At 72.8% G+C, this 17,629-nt stretch carries 18 protein-coding genes; 9 read left to right on the plus strand and 9 right to left on the minus strand.

Translation table 11 applies throughout. From position 1 onward, the window contains the following. Positions 1-4 precede the first annotated feature (4 nt). Entirely contained in the window at positions 5-1,477 is a 1,473-nt protein-coding gene (locus ABT158_RS06430) for a helix-turn-helix domain-containing protein (RefSeq protein ID WP_352351541.1), read from the minus strand. A 267-nt stretch (positions 1,478-1,744) separates the two neighbouring features. On the opposite strand from ABT158_RS06430, the gene aceA reads away from it, so the two are divergent. Further along, positions 1,745-3,031, plus strand: a complete 1,287-nt coding sequence (gene aceA / locus ABT158_RS06435; protein ID WP_352351543.1) for an isocitrate lyase — start codon at positions 1,745-1,747, stop codon at positions 3,029-3,031. Between the two features lie 118 nt (positions 3,032-3,149). Here the strand turns inward: aceA and ABT158_RS06440 are convergent, their stop codons facing one another. The 4 genes from ABT158_RS06440 to ABT158_RS06455 form a co-directional block, all read right to left on the minus strand. After that, entirely contained in the window at positions 3,150-3,503 is a 354-nt protein-coding gene (locus ABT158_RS06440; RefSeq protein ID WP_352351545.1) for a hypothetical protein, read from the minus strand. 73 nt (positions 3,504-3,576) lie between these two features. After that, positions 3,577-5,136: a serine/threonine-protein kinase gene (locus tag ABT158_RS06445; RefSeq protein ID WP_352351547.1), complete on the minus strand. Its 1,560-nt coding sequence runs from the start codon at positions 5,134-5,136 to the stop codon at positions 3,577-3,579. 221 nt (positions 5,137-5,357) lie between these two features. Next, positions 5,358-6,194, minus strand: a complete 837-nt coding sequence (locus ABT158_RS06450; protein ID WP_352351549.1) for a siderophore-interacting protein — start codon at positions 6,192-6,194, stop codon at positions 5,358-5,360. A 148-nt stretch (positions 6,195-6,342) separates the two neighbouring features. Continuing rightward, complete coding sequence (locus tag ABT158_RS06455; RefSeq protein WP_352351551.1) at positions 6,343-7,311, minus strand: alpha/beta hydrolase; 969 nt, start codon at positions 7,309-7,311, stop codon at positions 6,343-6,345. Between the two features lie 103 nt (positions 7,312-7,414). Here ABT158_RS06455 and ABT158_RS06460 point away from each other — a divergent pair, with 103 nt between their 5' ends. From ABT158_RS06460 to ABT158_RS06475, 4 genes are all read left to right on the plus strand, one after another. After that, on the plus strand, positions 7,415-7,858 hold the full coding sequence (locus ABT158_RS06460; RefSeq protein ID WP_352351553.1) for a hypothetical protein: 444 nt from the start codon (positions 7,415-7,417) through the stop codon (positions 7,856-7,858). A 189-nt stretch (positions 7,859-8,047) separates the two neighbouring features. Further along, complete coding sequence (locus ABT158_RS06465) at positions 8,048-8,743, plus strand: ABC transporter permease (protein ID WP_352351555.1); 696 nt, start codon at positions 8,048-8,050, stop codon at positions 8,741-8,743. Then, positions 8,736-9,524, plus strand: a complete 789-nt coding sequence (locus ABT158_RS06470) for an ABC transporter permease (protein ID WP_352351557.1) — start codon at positions 8,736-8,738, stop codon at positions 9,522-9,524. Before ABT158_RS06465 ends, ABT158_RS06470 begins: the two co-directional genes overlap by 8 nt. 2 nt (positions 9,525-9,526) lie before the next feature. Beyond that, on the plus strand, positions 9,527-10,270 hold the full coding sequence (locus ABT158_RS06475; RefSeq protein WP_352351559.1) for an ABC transporter ATP-binding protein: 744 nt from the start codon (positions 9,527-9,529) through the stop codon (positions 10,268-10,270). On the opposite strand, the gene ABT158_RS06480 is transcribed toward ABT158_RS06475, so the two are convergent. Further along, the gene (locus tag ABT158_RS06480; protein ID WP_352351561.1) at positions 10,264-10,746 is read right to left on the minus strand and encodes a hypothetical protein; all 483 of its coding nucleotides are present in this window, start codon (positions 10,744-10,746) and stop codon (positions 10,264-10,266) included. The two genes, ABT158_RS06475 and ABT158_RS06480, sit on opposite strands and share 7 nt — an antisense overlap. Before the next feature lie 141 nt (positions 10,747-10,887). Between ABT158_RS06480 and ABT158_RS06485 the strand changes: the two genes are divergently transcribed. Beyond that, the gene (locus ABT158_RS06485) at positions 10,888-11,424 is read left to right on the plus strand and encodes an MFS transporter (RefSeq protein ID WP_352351563.1); all 537 of its coding nucleotides are present in this window, start codon (positions 10,888-10,890) and stop codon (positions 11,422-11,424) included. A 50-nt stretch (positions 11,425-11,474) separates the two neighbouring features. Further along, a complete protein-coding gene (locus tag ABT158_RS06490) occupies positions 11,475-12,209 on the plus strand; it encodes a YcnI family copper-binding membrane protein (RefSeq protein WP_352351565.1) in 735 nt (244 codons plus the stop codon). Between the two features lie 74 nt (positions 12,210-12,283). Here the strand turns inward: ABT158_RS06490 and ABT158_RS06495 are convergent, their stop codons facing one another. From ABT158_RS06495 to ABT158_RS06505, 3 genes are all read right to left on the minus strand, one after another. Then, positions 12,284-13,234 carry an ABC transporter permease gene (locus ABT158_RS06495; RefSeq protein ID WP_352351567.1) on the minus strand — a complete coding sequence of 317 codons (951 nt, stop codon included), beginning with the start codon at positions 13,232-13,234 and terminating at the stop codon, positions 12,284-12,286. Positions 13,235-13,298: 64 nt separating this feature from the next. Then, positions 13,299-14,276 (minus strand): ABC transporter ATP-binding protein, encoded by a 978-nt coding sequence (locus ABT158_RS06500; RefSeq protein WP_352351569.1) that lies wholly within the window; start codon positions 14,274-14,276, stop codon positions 13,299-13,301. Beyond that, entirely contained in the window at positions 14,273-15,436 is a 1,164-nt protein-coding gene (locus tag ABT158_RS06505; RefSeq protein ID WP_352351571.1) for a LolA family protein, read from the minus strand. The genes ABT158_RS06500 and ABT158_RS06505 overlap by 4 nt, the downstream gene beginning before the upstream one ends. A gap of 127 nt (positions 15,437-15,563) precedes the next feature. Here ABT158_RS06505 and ABT158_RS06510 point away from each other — a divergent pair, with 127 nt between their 5' ends. Then, positions 15,564-16,238: a response regulator transcription factor gene (locus ABT158_RS06510; RefSeq protein WP_352328085.1), complete on the plus strand. Its 675-nt coding sequence runs from the start codon at positions 15,564-15,566 to the stop codon at positions 16,236-16,238. Next, positions 16,231-17,577, plus strand: coding sequence for a sensor histidine kinase (locus ABT158_RS06515; RefSeq protein WP_352351573.1), 1,347 nt, complete (start codon positions 16,231-16,233; stop codon positions 17,575-17,577). Before ABT158_RS06510 ends, ABT158_RS06515 begins: the two co-directional genes overlap by 8 nt. Positions 17,578-17,629: the final 52 nt, after the last annotated feature.

The raw sequence follows: 17,629 nt of genomic DNA on the forward strand, positions 1-17,629 counted from the left end.
CAGCTTATGCGAGGGTCGCGTGACGCTCCAGGAAGGTATAGACGTCCGCCTCGTCCACACCCGGGAACGACCCGGGCGGCAGGGCGGCCAGGATGTGCGAGTTGGCCCGCGCGGACGGCCAGGCGTAGCCCTCCCAGCGTTCGGCCAGCTCAGCGGGCGGACGGCGGCAGCAGTCGCCGTTGGGGCAGCTGGACTTGGTGCGGTTGGTGGTCTCCCGGCCCCGGAACCACCGCGACTCCCGGTACGGCACCCCCAGCGTGATCGCGAAGTCCCGTTCCCGCGAGGGATCGACGTGCGCGACGCAGAAATAGGTGCCGGTGGGCGAGTCGGAATACTGGTAGAAAACCGAGAACCGGTCGGGCGAGGCGAACACCTGCCGCCCCGACCACTGCAGGCACATCCGTTGCCCCTCGATGGCCCCCTGCTCGTCGGCGGGGAAGACGATGCCGTCGTTCTCGTACGCCTTGTAGATGGTGCCGCCGGCGTCGTTGCGCACGAAGTGGCAGACGAGGCCCAGGTGGTGGGTGGCCAGGTTGGTGAAGCGGTGGGCGGCCATCTCGTAGGAGACGGCGAACACGTCCCGCAGGTCCTCCACCGACAGCGCCCGCGCCGCCTTGGCCTCCTGGAGGTAGGGGGCGGCGGCCCGTTCTGGCACGAGCACGGCGGCGGCGAAGTAGTTGGCCTCGGTGCGCTGGCGCAGGAAGTCGGCGAAGTCGCGCGGTTTGCCGTGGCCGAGCGCGAGGTGCCCGAGCGTCTGGAGCAGGATCGTGCGCGGGGTGTGCATGCCGAGCTGCTCGTGTTTGACGTAGATGCGCCGGTTGCGGAGGTCGGTGATGGAACGCACCGAACGCGGCAGGTCCTGGGCGGTGTGGACGGTGTAGCCGAAGTGCGTGACCAGGCCCTGGATCGTGCTCTGGGACAGGGCGCCGGTGCGGTAGCCGACGGCGTCGAGGGCCTCGGCGGCGGCCTTCTCGATGTCGGGGAAGTAGTTGCCCACCTCGCGCTGCCTGCGCCGCAGCTCGGCGTTGGCGGCCCTGGCCTCCTCGGGGGTGGCGGTGCCGCGGGCCTGCCGGGCGCGCAGCTCGCCGTACAGGCCGAGCAGGTGTTCCAGGACGTCGTTGGGCACGCGCGCCGAGACCTTGAGCCGGGGCAGGCCGAGACCGGCGTAGATGGGGTCGCGCTGCGCCTCCTCCAGCGCGATCTCCAGCTGGGCGCGCCGGTTGGGCGGCTGACGGCGCAGCAGCTCCTCGACGGGGACGCCCAGCGCGGTCGCCAGGGACTTGAGCAGCGAGAGCTTGGGCTCGCGCTTGCCGTTCTCGAGCAGCGACAGCTGGCTGGGCGCCCTGCTGACGCGCGAGCCCAGGTCCGAAAGGGTGAGGCCGCGCTGTTTGCGCAGGTGGCGCAGGCGCTGGCCGAACGCGATCAGATCGAGCTCCTGCGTCAAAGACAGCGGTTCTTCGCCTAGCAGGGACGCCATACAGGCATCTTAGACAGAAATTCGGCCCATTTTCTAGCCTTTGGCCATCCAGGGCGCGGCGCGGCGGGACGCGAGAGCCGCGTGCGGTTCGGGATGAGGATTGGTCTAGGCCAACAGGAAAACTTGCGATTTCTTCTCATCTGAATACCCGTGAGTAATGCACGCGCTGGAAACTTTGGCGCTTCTTCTCAGCTCTGGAGCCTATTGACCTGCGGCCTCCGGGCAGATCATCGACGTGAGCCCCAGGGGACGACAAAGGAGCGAACGATGAACGATCGCCTCAAGGGAGCTGCGGAGCAGCTGCAGGACAAGTGGGAGAACGACCCTCGCTGGGCGGGCGTCGAGCGCACGTACAGCGCGCAGGACGTGATCCGGTTGCGGGGAAGCGTCCAGGAGGAGCACACGCTGGCCCGGCTCGGCGCCGAGCGCCTGTGGGACCTGCTGCACACCGAGGACTACGTCAACGCCCTCGGCGCGCTGACCGGCAACCAGGCCGTCCAGCAGGTGAAGGCCGGGCTGAAGGCGATCTACCTGTCCGGCTGGCAGGTGGCCGCGGACGCCAACCTCGGCGGCCAGACCTACCCGGACCAGAGCCTCTACCCGGCCAACTCCGTGCCCGCCGTCGTGCGCCGCATCAACAACGCGCTGCTGCGCGCCGACCAGATCACCTGGTCGGAGGGCGTGCCGGACGCGCCGCACTGGCTGGCGCCGATCGTGGCCGACGCCGAGGCCGGGTTCGGCGGCGTGCTGAACGCGTTCGAGCTGATGAAGGGCATGATCGCGGCCGGCGCCGCGGGCGTGCACTGGGAGGACCAGCTCGCCTCCGAGAAGAAGTGCGGCCACCTGGGCGGCAAGGTGCTGATCCCGACCGGCCAGCACATCAAGACGCTCAACGCCGCGCGGCTGGCCGCCGACGTGTGCGGCGTCCCCTCACTGATCGTCGCGCGGACCGACGCACAGGCCGCGACGCTCCTGACCAGTGACGTGGACCCGCGCGACCAGGCCTTCACCACCGGCGAGCGCACCGCCGAGGGCTTCTACCGGGTGCGCAACGGCGTGGACTCCTGCATCGCCCGCGGCCTGGCCTACGCCCCTTACTCCGACCTGCTGTGGATGGAGACCGGCACGCCGGACCTGGACGTGGCCCGCGAGTTCGCCGAGGCGATCAAGGCCCGCTACCCGGACCAGATGCTCGCCTACAACTGCTCGCCGTCGTTCAACTGGAAGGCGCACCTGGACGACTCCACGATCGCCAAGTTCCAGCGCGAGCTGGGGCACATGGGGTACAAGTTCCAGTTCATCACGCTGGCCGGGTTCCACTCGCTGAACTACTCGATGTTCGACCTCGCCCAGGGCTACGCCACCGACGGCATGACGGCCTACGTCGAGCTCCAGGAGGCCGAGTTCGCCGCCGAGTCGCGCGGATACACCGCGACCAGGCACCAGCGCGAGGTCGGCACCGGCTACTTCGACCTGGTCAGCACGGCCGTCGCGCCCGACTCCTCGACGACCGCGCTCAAGGGCTCCACCGAGGAGGAGCAGTTCCACCACTGATCTCCTGATCTCGCCGGCCACCTCCAGGGCATGGGACGGTTCCCCCGGCGAAGGGCCGCGCCGGCTCCCCCAGCCCGGCGCGGCCCCTTTTTCCGCCCCTTCGACGCCCGCCGCGCGCTCAGCCGCCCTCCCGGGCCCACGACGGCAGGTCCTGCCGCTCGGTGATGTCGCGGACGAGCTGGGCGTGCGCGTCCTCGGCCTGCTGCCTGGTGGACCAGTGCAGGCTGAGCACCTCCTCGCCGCCCGTCCCCGGATCGGCGCCGGGCGGCGACAGGCGCACGGTCGACTCGAACAGCAGCGGCACGGTCCCGCCGTCGGCCTGGTCGAGCACCAGGTGCAGGGTGCGGATGCGGAACGTTCCCGCGGCGGTGCCGACGCGGTCGTCGCCGATCGTGCGCCGGGCGCGGTCGGCCAGCAGCTCCTGCGCCCGCGCCGGGCTGATGGGGTTGCCCTCAATGTCGTAGTAGCTCATGTACGGCCTCGCTCTCGGGTGCGGGAGGGTGACCACGCGTCCCCCGCTCACCTCGATCATGAGGCATGCGCCGTCAGGACGCTCCGGTGGCCGTCGGGGTGGCCGGGCCCGAGACGGTGGGGCCGGGCGACTCGCCGGGGCCGTCCTGGGGGATCGTGCTGATCGAGCCCGAGGGCCGCGGGCAGTCGCGGCGGCCCCCGCCCCCGCGGCGGCGACCTGCCGGACCGGCGCACGGACCCCGCTCCTCCCCGTCCGGATCGCCCAGTTCGCCCGGCCCCGACGTGCCGGACGGGCGGGCGGGACGGGACGGACGGGACCGGCGGAAGTCGTCGGACCACCGGTCGGGTTCGGCGGTGAGGCCCGCGACGTGCCCGCCCGGCGTGCGGGAACGCGTGCCGGACACCGCCGGCGTGACCGCGCTCGGCGCGCTCGCCGCGCTCGCCGGCGGCGCCACGTGGACGGACGGCCGGACGCCGTCGGCGGTCCCCGCAGGCCGCTCGCTCGTGCGGGCGCCGTCCTGCGGCTGCACGACCGCGGGCGCGGGCAGCAGCGAGCCGCCGCCGAGGCTCAGGGTGTCCCCGCCGGCGGCCGCGATCACGGTGACCGCCGCGATCGAGACCGTGGCCAGCGCGGCGAAGCCGGCGTGCGACAGGTGCGCCCCGGCCTTCGCCCTGCTCCTGCGCCTGCTCCTGCGCTCGGACCCGGCCGGTTCCGCCGCCGGTGTGACCGGGCGGCCCGCCCCGCCGCCCGCCGGGTACGGTACCTCGGCCCAGCTCCCGTCCAGCACGTCGGAGACCGCCCGGCGCAGGTCCCACGGATCGCCCACGCCCCCGGACGCCAGCAGCGCCCGCAGCAGACCGGCCGCACCGGGACGGGAGCCCGGGTCCTTGGCCAGCGCCGCCTCCACGGCCGGGCGCAGCAGGACGGGCACGCCGTCGAGACGCGGCGGGTCGAACAGGATGCGCCGGGTCAGCACGTCCGCCTCGCCGCCGCCGAACGGGTGGTGCCCGCTCGCGGCGTAGGCCACCAGGCAGCCCCACGCGAACACGTCCGAGGCGGGCAGGGCGGGGCCGCCGGTCAGCCGCTCGGGCGCCACCCAGCCGGGGCTGCCCATGACCTGGCCGGCCTGGGTGTGGGCGTCGAGGGTGTCCACGTCGCGGGCGATGCCGAAGTCGATGACCCGCGGCCCCGCGGGCGACAGCAGCACGTTGCCGGGCTTGAGGTCGCGGTGCACCAGACCGGCCTCGTGCACGGCGACGAGCGCGGCGGCCACGCCGAGCGCCACGCCGTAGGCGAGGTCGGGCGTGAGCGCTCCCCCGGCCTTGACCACCTGGGACAGCGCGGGGCCCGGAATGTACTCGGTGACCAGGTACGGACGGCCGTCCTCGACGCCGTCCTCGATGACGGCGGCGGTGCAGAAGGGTACCAATCTGCGCGAGAAAGCCACTTCCTCGGCGAAACGCGCCCGCAACGTGGCATCGTGGAGATGTACCGCGTGCGGCGTCTTGAGCGCCACCAGGCCGCCTTGCGGGTGTTCGGCCAGGTACACCACTCCCATCCCGCCCGTCCCCAGGCGGCCGAGGAGAAGGTACCGGCCGATGACGACCGGGTCGCCCACCGTAAGCGGTCGCACGCCAGGAGGCATGTCGCTCGCACCACGCGCCATCCGGGTCTCGCCTCTCCTGTGGGGGACACGGCAAGGCACACTGTGGCGGCATCCGGGGGCCCTTTCCGCATGTCTTGCGCAAGGGGTATCGGAGGTAAGGCGTTCATGCCCGGGAGGTTAGTAAGTGCTGGGATGGAACGTTCTCAAGTGACTTGTTGTGGTTGGCGGGCTTTCGTCCGGAAGAGGGGTCAGGACGCCAGGGCGCGGGCCTCGTCGGCCTCGACCTCGCGGTTCCAGTCGTTCTTGACCGCCCGCCAGCCCTCGTCGTCGACGCCGATGCGCCAGTAGCCGGAGATGGACAGCCGCTCCATCGGCACGCCCCGCTCCAGCCGCAGGTGGCGGCGGAGCTCCTTGACGAAACCGGCCTCGCCGTGGACGAACGCGTGCACGTCCCCCTCGGGGAACTCCAGCGCGCGCACCGCCTCCACCAGCGCCTGGCCGACGGGCCGCGCGCCCCGGTACAGCCAGGTGATCCGCGCGTCGGCGGCCGTGCCGAGCTTCAGCTCGTCCCCGGGGCCGTCCACCTCCAGCAGGACGTGGGCCAGGGCGCCGTCGGGCAGCGCCTCCAGGGAGGCGGCGATGGCCGGCAGCGCGCTCTCGTCGCCCACCAGCAGGTGCCAGGCGGCCTCGGGGTCGGGGGCGTAGCCACCGCCGGGGCCCAGCATCAGCACGACGTCGCCGGGCTTGGCCGCGGCGGCCCACGGCCCGGCCAAGCCCTTGTGTCCGTGGTGGACGAAGTCGAGGGTCAGCTCGAGGGCGTCGGGGTCCCAGGCGCGCACGGTGTAGGTGCGCAGGCGCGGCCAGAGCTCGCGCGGCATGGTCTCGCGCACATGCTTGACGCTGAAGGGCTCGGGGTAGTCCACGCCCTCGTGCGGGAAGACGAGCTTCACGTAATGGTCGGTGAGGCCGCGGCAGGCGAAGTCGCGCAGGCCGTCGCCGCCGACCACGATGCGGATCATGTGCGGGGAGAGCCGCTCGGTCCGCAGGACGACGCCCCGATGGTGGTCCGTGGGCTTGTCAGCCATCACTTCAGCCCCCATATGTTAGTTAGGTATACCTAACCTTACAGCGGGATTGACGCGCATGGCCACCGCAACGCTTCGACGCCTTCCTCCGCGCGCAACCCCAAACTGTGAAATATCAGCTCAAGCTACCCTGACGCGGCAGACCCAGTCAGGCCGCCGCCGAATCCCCCGCCGCACGGGCCGCCACCGCCTCCAGGAACGCCGACATGTGCCGGAAGGCCAGCCGCGCCTCCGGCAGCACGTCGGCCAGGATCGGGAACGCGTGCGGCATGCGCCGCCACTCCTCGTACCGCACCGGCACCCCCGCCTCCCGGGCCCGCTCGGCCACCCGGCGGGCCTCGTCCCGCAGCACCTCCGTGGACCCGGTGACGATCATCAGCGGCGGCAGGCCGGTGAAGTCGCCGTGCACCGGCGAGACGAGCGGGTCCCACGGATCGAGCCCGCAGGTCCAGTGGCGGGCCAGCCAGCGCACCCGGCCCGCCGGCAACATGGGGTCGTGCCAGCGGTTGGCGCGGCGCGGGATGTCGGTCAGGTCCGTCCACGGCGACAGGCAGATCGCGGCGGCGGGCGTCGGCAGGCCGCGGTCGCGCAGCGCCAGCAGGGTGGCCAGCGTCAGGTGCCCGCCCGCCGAGTCCCCGGCGATGACGATGTCCTCGGGGGCGTGCCCGTTGCGCATCAGGCACTCGTAGGCGTCCAGCGCGTCGGCCAGGGAGTCGGCCAGCGGGTGCACCGGCCCCTGCCGGTAGTCCAGCGCGAGCACCGGCCGCCGGGCCACGGCCGACAGCCGCCAGGTGATGGGCCGGTGGGTACGCGGCGAGCACGAGAAGTAGCCGCCGCCGTGGAAGTAGAGCAGCGCCTTGCGCTCGTCCACCCGGCCGGCGCGGACCCACTCGCCGCCGCAGTCCGGCCCTTCGGCGGGCGCGACGACGGCGTGCTCGGGCAGGCGCACCGGCATCAGCTGCGCCAGCTCGCCCAGGCGGGCCGCGCCGATCAGGGCCAGCGGATGACGCATCAGCACCGAGGAGGCGGGCTTCAGGGTGCCCCACATGACCGAGGTCAGGGCCCTGGCCTGCCAGCTCAAGGGGTAGTCGGGTGCCACGTCCTTGTTGATGCGCATGACGGTCCTCCACCCCTTTTCTGCCCGGAACGCCAGGGCTCTACCGGCCAGTAAGGATCTCGTCCCCGACGCGAATATTCCGGCCTTGTGCGACTCTGGGGATATGGCGGGATATTCGGGGACTCCGCTCCCCCGCAAGCTCGGCATCAAGCCGGGACACCAGGTTCTGGCCCTCGCCGCCCCCGCCGGCCTCGACCTCGGCGAACCCGCCGCCACCGTGCACCGCGAGCAGGGCCCGCCCGCCGCCACCGTGCACCGCGACCAGGGCCCGCCCACCGGCGCACCTTCCGCGTACGACGTCGTCCTGCTCTTCTGCCCCGACGCCGCCACCCTGCACCGCGCGTTCCCCCCGGCCAAGGCCGCGCTGGCCAGGGACGGCGGCCTGTGGATCTGCCGGATCAAACCCGCCTCCGGCCTCCCCACCGACCTGTCCGACCGCCTCGTCCGCGACTTCGGCCTGGCCGCCGGGCTGGTCGACAACAAGGTCGCGGCGATCGACGAGACCTGGTCGGGCCTGCGCTTCGTTTATCGCGTTGCGGACCGCTGACCCACCGGCGGATAATTCCAGGCTTCCGCCAAGGCAGACCCGTGCCCGACCCCCGGCACGGCGCGTGACCGTGTCCTCACTCTCGGGAGGTGAGCCACCATTCCCCTCTACGCCCGCCTCGTCCGGTACGGCTTCCACAAACACGCTGTCTACGTCTGGGCCGCGCTCGCCGGCGCGTTCACCAACAGCGTGTTCGGCGTCCTGCGCGCCTACGTCCTCATCGCCCTGTGGCAGGCCCGCCCCGGCCTGGCCGGCTACGACGTCACCGACGCCGTCACCTACTGCTTCGTCACCCAGGCCCTCATCGGCCCGATGATGCTGTTCGGCGGCGGCCTGCCCATCCCCGAGCGCATCCGCAGCGGCGACATCGCGCTCGACCTCGTCCGCCCCGCCTCGCTCCAGCTCTGGTCGCTGGCCGAGGACCTGGGCCGGGCCGCGTACCTGCTGCTGGTGCGCAGCCTCCCGCCGCTGCTGCTCGGCGCGGCCCTGTTCGGCATCACCACCCCCGCCTCCCCGGCCGGATGGGCGGCGGCCCTGACCGGCTGCCTCGTCGGCGTGCTCATCAGCTTCGGCTGGCGCTACCTCGTCGCGCTGTCGGTCTGCTGGCTCGCCGACGACCGCGGCGTGGCCGTCGTGTCCCTGGTCCTGACGACGTTCTTCAGCGGCATGATGCTTCCCCTCCACCTGTTCCCCGGCCCGCTGGGCGAGGTGGTCAGAGCCCTGCCGTGGGCCTCCATGGTCCAGGCGCCCGCCGACCTCTACCTCGGCAAGGCCCCCGTCGGGCAGACGCTCGCCCTCCAGACGTTCTGGGCGGCGACGCTGTTCGCCCTCGGCCTGCTGGCCACCCGCGCCGTCCGCCACAAGGTGGTGATCCAGGGTGGTTAGAACGTACTTCCTGCTGGCCTGGACCTGGACCCGCGCCGCGGCCGCCTACCGACTCTCCTTCGCCCTGATGGTCGTGTTCGGCCTGGTCACGGGGGCGATCGACGTCGCGGCCATCCTCGTCGTCTTCGCCAACACCACCACCCTGGCCGGCTTCACCCGCGAGGAGGTGCTGTTCCTGTACGGCGCCTGCGCCGTCTCCTTCACCGTGTGCGACACCTTCGTCAGCAACCTCGACCGCATCAGCCAGCACATCAAGGCCGGCACGCTCGACACGATCCTCATCCGCCCGGCCGCCGCCTGGATCCAGATCGCCGCCGACCGCTTCGCACCCACCAGGATCGGCCGCGTCGTCCAGGCCGTGGCCGTGCTCGCCTACGCCGTCGCCGCGCTCGGCCTCGACTGGCGGCGCGCCTGGATGATCCCCGTCATGATCGTCACCGGCGTCGTCATCTTCACCGCGCTCTGGACGCTCGCCGGCGCGCTGCAGTTCGCGCTGACCGACGCCCCGGAGGTGGTCAACACCTTCACCTACGGCACCCACCAGCTCAGCCAGTACCCCCTCAGCATCTACGCCCGCGACCTGGTCCGCGGCGTCACGTACGCGCTGCCCCTGGCCTTCGTCAACTGGCAGCCCGGCCTCTACGTCCTGGGCCGGGACGACCCGTTCGGCACGCCCGGGTTCATGCGCTTCCTCGGACCGGCCGCCGCGCTGGTCCTCGCCCTGGCCGCCGCGGCGGCCTGGCGGCAGGGCATCAGGCACTACCGATCGACGGGGAGTTAGCGATGATCGAGCTGCGCGAGGCAGGACGCTCGTTCAAGGTCAGACGCGCTGTCGTGCACGCCGTACGCGATCTGTCGTTCAGCGTGCCGGCCGGCGAGTTCGTCGGATACCTCGGGCCCAACGGCGCGGGCAAGTCCACCACGATCAAGATGTTGTGCGGCATCCTCACCCCCACCACCGGCTCGGTGCGGGTGGCCGGGCTCGACCCCTCGCGCCGGCGCACCACGCTCGCCCGGCGCATCGGCGTGGTGTTCGGCCAGCGGACGACCCTGTGGTGGGACCTGCCGCTCAAGGACAGCTTCGAACTGATCCGGCACCTTTACAAAGTAGATCGTGGAACCTTCCGGATCCGGCTGGCCGAGCTGACCGAGACCCTCGACCTCGGCCCCTTCCTGCGCACCCCGGTGCGTCAGCTCAGCCTGGGGCAGCGCATGCGCGGCGACCTGGCCGCGGCGCTGCTGCACGCGCCCGACGTGCTGGTGCTGGACGAGCCGACCATCGGCCTCGACGTGGTCAGCAAGGCGAGCATCCGCGGCTTCCTGAAGCGGCAGAACGCCGAACGCGGCACGACCGTGCTGCTGACCACGCACGACCTCGGCGACATCGAGCGCCTGTGCCGCCGGATCATGCTGATCGACCACGGCCGGCTGGCCTTCGACGGGACGCTCGCCGAGCTCATGGCCACGGCGCCGGAGCAGGCCACCATCGAGGACGTGGTGACCAGGCTCTACACCGGCACTCAGTAGTAACCGCCCTCCCGCGTGGTCTCGTAGTCGTCGTCGTCGAGGTCGTCGTGCGGACGCGACCAGCGGGAGGGCATCAGCACGGGGATGAACAGGACCACGCCCAGCAGGGCCAGCACGCCCGTGGTGAGCAGGGTCTTGTCGCCCGCGCCGGCGTCCAGGACGATCTGGTGGACCGACGCCTGGTCGGGGACGAGGGACAGCGCCCTGCCGGTGTCGAGGGCGTAGACGACGGTCCAGGCCAGCAGCACCATCGAGGGCACGAACGTGGCCAGTGGCGAGATCCGGCCGGCCACGACGAGGCCGACGACCAGGCCGACCGCGGCCATGGCGCCGAGGGCGATCCACATCTTCTGGTTGTCGGGCGGCGGCGGGGTGATCGCCGCACTGGCGAGGGCCTGCTGCACGGCCCATCCGCCACCCCCGAGGACGGCCGCCGTGACCACGACGCCGATGAGCAATCCTGCTAAGTGCCGCAACGTTCTCACCTCAAATGTCAACGCGAAGGTCAACGCGCTCGGCACGACCCTAGCGACAAATGCCATTTCCGGACCAGGCATCAGCCCGCTCGGAAGTTAGGGGTCTCATGCGACGGACCCTCGTGAGACCATGTGGCACACATGCGTGCGCGTCTTCCCCTCCGGCTCGCGCGGACGGCCGCCTTCGCCGCCGTCTGCGTGACCCTCGCTGCCCTCGCCCACGTGGCGGGCGGCGGGGGGCGTCCGGGGCCGTGGGCGGCGGCGCTGGGCCTGCTGGCGGTGTCCGGCCTGGGGCTGGCGCTGTCCGGCAGGGAACGCTCGGCGCCGCTGATCAACGTCGTGCTGGGGGTGGCGCAGTTCGGCCTGCACGAGCTGTTCGCGGGCGGCAGCCCGTCCTCCTACGTCTTCGAGCACGGCCACGGCCAGGGGCTGGCCGTCAACGCGGGCATGCTGCTCGCGCACCTCACGGCGACCCTGATGACCGGCTGGTGGCTGTCGCGCGGCGAGATCGTGCTGTGGTCGCTGCTGCGCCGGCTGGGGCTGCGGCTCGTGGCGCCGCTGCTCGCGGTCGTGCCCGCGGTGCGGCCGGGCGTTCCGGTCGTGCACACCAGGGTGGTCCCCCCGCAGCCGGGGTTCCGGCACCGGGTGGCCAGGCGTGGTCCTCCACTTCCCGCCTGACCTGCTGACACCCGTAGACCCCCTGTCGTTTTCCGAAGTGGAGTTCCGCCATGTCCTTCGTCCGTCGCGCGGCGACCGTGCTCGCCGCCGCCACCGCCCTCACCGCCGGTCTGGCGCTGCCCGCGCTGGCCCACGTCTCCATCAACCCGGGCACCGCCGAGCAGGGCGGGTTCACCAAGGTCGCCTTCCGGGTGCCCAACGAGCGTGACAACGCCGCCACGACCAAGGTCCAGGTCAGCTTCCCCACCGACCATCCGCTGGCGTTCGTGTCGGTCAAGCCCGTGCCGGGCTGGGACGTCAAGGTCACCCAGGGCAAGCTGCCCAAGCCGGTCAAGACGGAGTACGGCGACCTGGAGGAGGCCGTCACCACGGTCGTGTGGTCCGGCGGCAAGATCAACCCGGGTGAGTTCCAGGAGTTCGAGGTGTCCATGGGCCAGTTGCCCAAGGACGTCGACTCGCTGACGTTCCCGACGAAGCAGACGTACTCCGGCGGCGAGGTGGTCGACTGGGCCGACGCGCCCAAGTCCGACGGCACCGAGGCCGAGCACCCGGCGCCCACGCTGAAGCTCGTCCCGGCCTCCGGCGACGACGACCACCACTCCGCCGCGAGCGCGTCGGCCTCGGCCGCTCCGGCCGCCGCCACGGGCCCGTCGGTGGCGCCGGTGGCGGCCTCCTCGGCCAGCTCCGCCGACGGCACGGCCCGCCTGCTGGGCGGCGCCGGGCTGGTCGTCGGCGTCATCGGCGTCGTCGTCGGCGCCCTGGGCCTGCGCCGCCGGGCGGCCTGACCCGCGCGACCCTGACCCGCGCGACGCAGCGTCCCCGGCCGGGCACCTCGCCCGGCCGGGGACGCGCCGCCCGGTCAGGACGTGATGTCCTTGCCGGAGAAGCGCGCCCACGCGATCGAGCAGAACAGCACGATGTAGGCGCCGAAGGCCAGCAGCCCGTCCCGCAGCGCCGTCAGGTCCATCGGGCTGCGCAGCACCGCGTCGAAGTTGGTGAACCTGGTCGGCAGCAGGTAGGGCGTCACCGCGCTCAGCTCGGGGAAGGCCCGCAGCACCTGGCAGACGACCACCAGCACGAGCGTGGCGGCCACCGCCCCGATGGACACCTCGGTGAACGTCGACAGCGCCAGCGCGACGGCCGCCAGCGCCGCCATGCCGGCCCCGACGTAGCCGACGGCGATGAGGATGCGCAGCAGCCCCTCGCCCATGGAGATCGTCGTGCCCGACAGCAGCGTCACCGGCCCGGCCGGGAACAGGATCAGCCCGGTGACCAGCGCCGACAGCGCCACCACCGCCGTGACGGCGTAGGCGAAGACGACCGCGTTGAGGTATTTGACGGCCAGCAGGCGGGTGCGTCCCGCGGGCGCGGCCAGCAGGTAGCGCAGGGTGCCGCCGCCCGCCTCCCCGGCCACCGAGTCGCCGGCGACCACGCTGACGGCGACCGGCATCAGCAGCAGCACGAGGAACGAGAACGCGACGAACGTGAGCATGAGGCTGTTGCCCGCCACGCTCTGGATGAACCCGCCCATCCCGTCGCGGTCGCCGCCGCCGAACGCGCGCAGGGCGAGGCCGAGGACGGCCGGCACGGAGGCGAGCACGGCCAGCATCACCAGGTTGCGCGGCCGGCGGAAGGTCAGGCCCAGCTCCGAGCCGAGCAGCCGCCAGAACGCCCACCTGGCCCGCCGCGGGCCGCCGGCGGCGTCCGTCCCGGCGTCCGGCGCGGGGACGGCCGCGGCCTCTCGGGCCGGCTCCGGGGTGCGCCGCTCCGCGGTGCGCAGCGTCTCGGTCACCGGCACCAGGCCGGGCATGCGCCCACCGGACCGGCCGTCCCGCGTCTGTGTCGCGTGTGTCTCAGCGTCCGGCGCCGAGGTGTCAGCCGTCGACATCGAAGCCCTCCCCCGTCAGTCCGACGAACACGTCCTCCAGGCTCGGCCGCAGCACGGCCAGCCCCCGTACGGCGACCCCTTCGCCGACCAGCGCGGCGTTGATCCGCTCCGGCGCGTGGCCGCCCAGCTCGGCCGTCACGTCGGCGTCGCCGCGCCGCACGTCGGCCAGTCCCAGCCCGCCGAGCACCCGCGCGGCGTCGGCCACGTCGGGCGTCTCGACCCGGACGCGCGTGGCCAGGCCGCCGTTCAGCGAGGCGATCGTGCCCTGGGCGGCCAGCTTGCCGGTCCGCATGATGGCGGCGTGCGTGCACATCTGCTCGACCTCGGCCAGCAGGTGCGAGGAGACGAAGACGGTGGTGCCGCCGGCGGCGATGTCCTTGACCAGCGTGCGCACCTCGCGGGTGCCCTGCGGGTCGAGGCCGTTGGTCGGCTCGTCCAGGACCAGCAGCTCGCGCGGGCCGAGCAGCGCGGCGGCGATGGCCAGCCGCTGGCGCATGCCGAGCGAGTAGTTGCGGTAGCGCTTGCCGGCCGCGGCCGACAGGCCCACCCGGTCGAGCGCGGCGGCGACGCGCGCCCGCGCGGTGCGGCGCACGGCGGTGGGGTCGGCGGCGTCGAAGCGCATCAGGTTGGCCTCGCCCGACAGGTACGGGTAGAACGCCGGCCCCTCCACCACCGCCCCCACCCGGGGCAGCGCCCGCGGCAGCGGCAGCCCGAGCAGGGAGTGCTCCCCCTCGGTGGGCGCGATGAGGCCCAGCAGCATGCGGATGGTCGTGGTCTTGCCCGAGCCGTTGGGCCCGAGGAAGCCGAAGACCGAGCCGCGCGGCACCGCCAGGTCGAGCGCGTCCACGGCCACCTGGCCGCCGCGGAAACGCTTGGTCAGGCCGCGCGTGACGATGGCGTGCTCCCCGGAGGGCGGGGCCGCCCCGAAGGGCGCCCCCGCTTCCTGCGTGACGGCGGTGGTCACCTGACGCCCGCCGCCTGGGTGATCTCCTCCGGGGTGACCGCGCCGACCAGCAGGCGGCCGTCGTCGGTCAGCAGGACGGTGACGAGCTTCGTCCTGATCAGCCGGCCCGAGCCCCACGTGCCGCTCACCGGCGTGGCCGACTTCAGTACGGTGTCGGCCAGCGCCCCCACGTCGGCCTTCGAGCCGTCGCCGGACGTGGAGCCGTCGCCCGCCGCCGGCCGGCCGGCCGCCGTGAGGTCCTCCGGCTTGAACGGCAGGACGGCCACGGTCGTCCACCCGTCGCCGACGACCTTGAGCTCGCCCGCGACCTTCTCGGCCTGCTCGGCGTGCTGCTCGGCGCGCTTGACGTCGCCCAGCTCGCTGAGGTCCTTCTCCTCCACCTTGGCGCCCGCGGGCGGGGTGAAGGCGAAGTTCTCCGCGGCCGGGGGCGTGAACGTCACCTGGGTGAAGCCGACCTGGAAGGCCGGTTCGGCCGAGCCCTTGGCGTAGACCTGGACCTGGAGCGGGACGTAGGTCTCGCCGTCGAGCGCGAGCCGCACCTCCTGCACCAGCGAGCCCTCGTCCTTGGGGGCCAGGACGAGCTGGTAGACCGGACGGCCCGCCACCTCGGCGGTGTTGATCACGCGGACCGCGGTGTGCTCGCCGGCCTTGGCCAGCAGCTGCTCGGCCACCTGCGGCGGCGTCAGCCGGGTCGGCGGCGTGCTGGGCAGCTTGTGCTCCTGGCCCGTGCCGGGCTTGATGGTCAACCTGGTCGCGGTGTTGGTGGCGCTCTCCCAGTACCAGCCCTGGTCGCCGTTGACGATCAGGTTGGTCTCGTTCAGCTGGGTCGGCATGGCCACCCGGAACCGGTCGGCGCCGCCGTACCAGACCTTGATCTCGTGCGAGCCGGACAGCAGGCTCAGCGGCGACTCACCGCCGGTCTGGGGCAGCGACGGCAGGCCGAGCGAGGCCGTCTGCTGCACCGTGCCGGACATGGGCGGCAGGCCGCCTCCCTTGCTCGTCGCCGCCACGGCGTCGGCCAGCAGCTGCTGGGCCGAACGCTCGGGCAGGACGGGCTCGCCGCTCACCGCCGCGATGACCGGGCCGGCTCCGATCGCGCCACCGATCAGCGCCGCCGCGGCGATCGGGACTCCCCACCTCACGAACGTGCCTCTGCGCATCTCACTCCTTAACGGTATGTCGATGACCAGAGCCTGCGGCATGCATCCTGTGGCCGGCCTGAGACTGTCTGAGACGCCTCTCAGCCTTCTCAGCGGCGTCTCAGCTCAGGGACGGGAGAATCAGCACATGAGAGTACTGGTCGTCGAGGACGAGCGGCGGATGGCCGCGGCCCTCCAGCGCGGGCTGCAGGCCGAGGGGTTCGCCGTGGACCTCGCCCACGACGGCGAGGAGGGCCTGCACGCGGCCCGGCAGGGCGACTACGACGTCGTGGTGCTGGACATCATGCTGCCGAGGCTGTCGGGCTACAACGTGTGCAAGCAGTTGCGCGCGGAGGAGAACTGGGTGCCGATCCTCATGCTGTCGGCCAAGGACGGCGAGTACGACATGGCCGACGGCCTCGACCTCGGCGCCGACGACTACCTGACCAAGCCCTTCTCCTACGTGGTGCTGGTGGCCAGGCTCCGGGCCCTGCTGCGGCGCGACTCGGGGCGGCGGCCGTCGGTGCTGGCGGCCGGCGACCTGACCCTCGACCCGGCCCGCCGGAAGGTGCAGCGGGGCGAGACGCCGGTGGAGCTGACGCCGCGGGAGTTCGCGCTGCTGGAGTTCCTGATGCGCCGCCGGGACGAGGTGGTGTCGAAGTCGGAGATCCTGGAACACGTGTGGGACACCTTCGACACCGACCCCAACGTGGTCGAGGTCTACGTCGGCTACCTGCGGCGCAAGGTCGACGCCCCCTTCGGCAGGAACGCGCTGCAGACCGTGCGCGGCGCGGGCTACCGGCTGGCGGGCGACGGTGGCTGACACCCCGATGGCCTGGTGGCGGCGTCAGGGGCTGCGGTTCAGGCTGACGGTCGCGGCGGCCGCCGTGCTGGGGCTGGCGCTGGCCCTGTCGGCCTCGGTGCTGCTGTCGGTGCTCGACCGGGCGCTGATCGACACGGTCGACACCTCGACCAGGCAGCAGGCCCAGACCGTGCGCGTGGCGGCCGACGCCGGGACGCTGACCAGCCCGATCACCACGCACGACGGCACGATCGTCCAGGTGCTCGACCGCAGCGGGCGGATCACGCACGTCACGTACGGCACCGACCGGCTGGTGCCGCTGCTGGACGCGGCGGCCAGGGCCAGGGTGCTGCGCGAGGGGCGGGCGACGTTCCTGGACGGGCGGCCGTACGCGATCCCTGGGCCGCTGCGGGTGGTGGTGCTCAGCGCCGACCACGGGCAGACGGTGCTGGCGGCCAGGCCGATCGGCGAGATCCAGACGAGCCTGGGCGTGGCCGGACGCGTTCTGCTGGTCGGCACGCCCGCGCTGGTCGTGCTGCTGGCGGTGGCGAGCTGGCTGATGATCGGCCGGACGCTGCGCCCGATCTCGTCGCTGCGCCGGGTGGCCGCCGAGATCACGCACACGGCCAGGTCCAGGCGGCTGCCGGTGCCGCAGTCGCGCGACGAGGTGTACGCCCTGGCCACCACGCTCAACGGCATGCTGGCCCGGCTGGAGGAGGCCGAGCAGCGCCAGCGCGCGCTGGTCTCCGACGCCGCCCACGAGCTGCGCAGCCCACTGGCCAGCATCCGGCTCCAGCTGGAGGTGGCGCTCGGCCATCCGGAGGGCCAGGAGTGGCGGGAGACCGCCGAGGGCGTGCTGGAGGACGCCCTGCGGCTGTCCAGGCTGGCCGAGGACCTGCTCGCGCTGGCCCGCCTGGACGAGCGCGGCGGCGTGCCGGCCCGCGACGAGCCGGTCAACCTCGACGAGGTGGTGCGCCAAGTAGCCGAGCGGTACGGCGAGGCCCGGCTGACCGCCTGCGACCCCGTGGTGGTGCGCGGGGACGCCCTCGACCTGAGCCGGGTGCTGACGAACCTGATGGACAACGCCGTCCGGCACACCTCCTCGAAGGTCGAGGTGGCGCTGACCGCCGACGGCGTGCTGACGGTGACCGACGACGGGCCCGGCATCCCCGAGCAGGACCGGGAGCGGGTGTTCAACCGGTTCACCCGGCTGGACTCCGGGCGCAGCAGGGACGAGGGCGGGGCCGGCCTGGGGCTGGCGATCGTCCGGGAGACCGTGCGCGCCCACGGCGGGACGGTGGTCCTGCAGGACGCGGCGCCGGGCCTGCGTGCCGTGGTCCGCCTTCCGGTGTCCCGCTAGGCGGGCCGGCCGGAGGCGGGCTGGGGGTCAACGGCGGGGACTGCGGGGGATC

This window comes from Nonomuraea sp. NPDC001636, from assembly GCF_040298265.1.
Lineage (GTDB): Bacteria > Actinomycetota > Actinomycetes > Streptosporangiales > Streptosporangiaceae > Nonomuraea.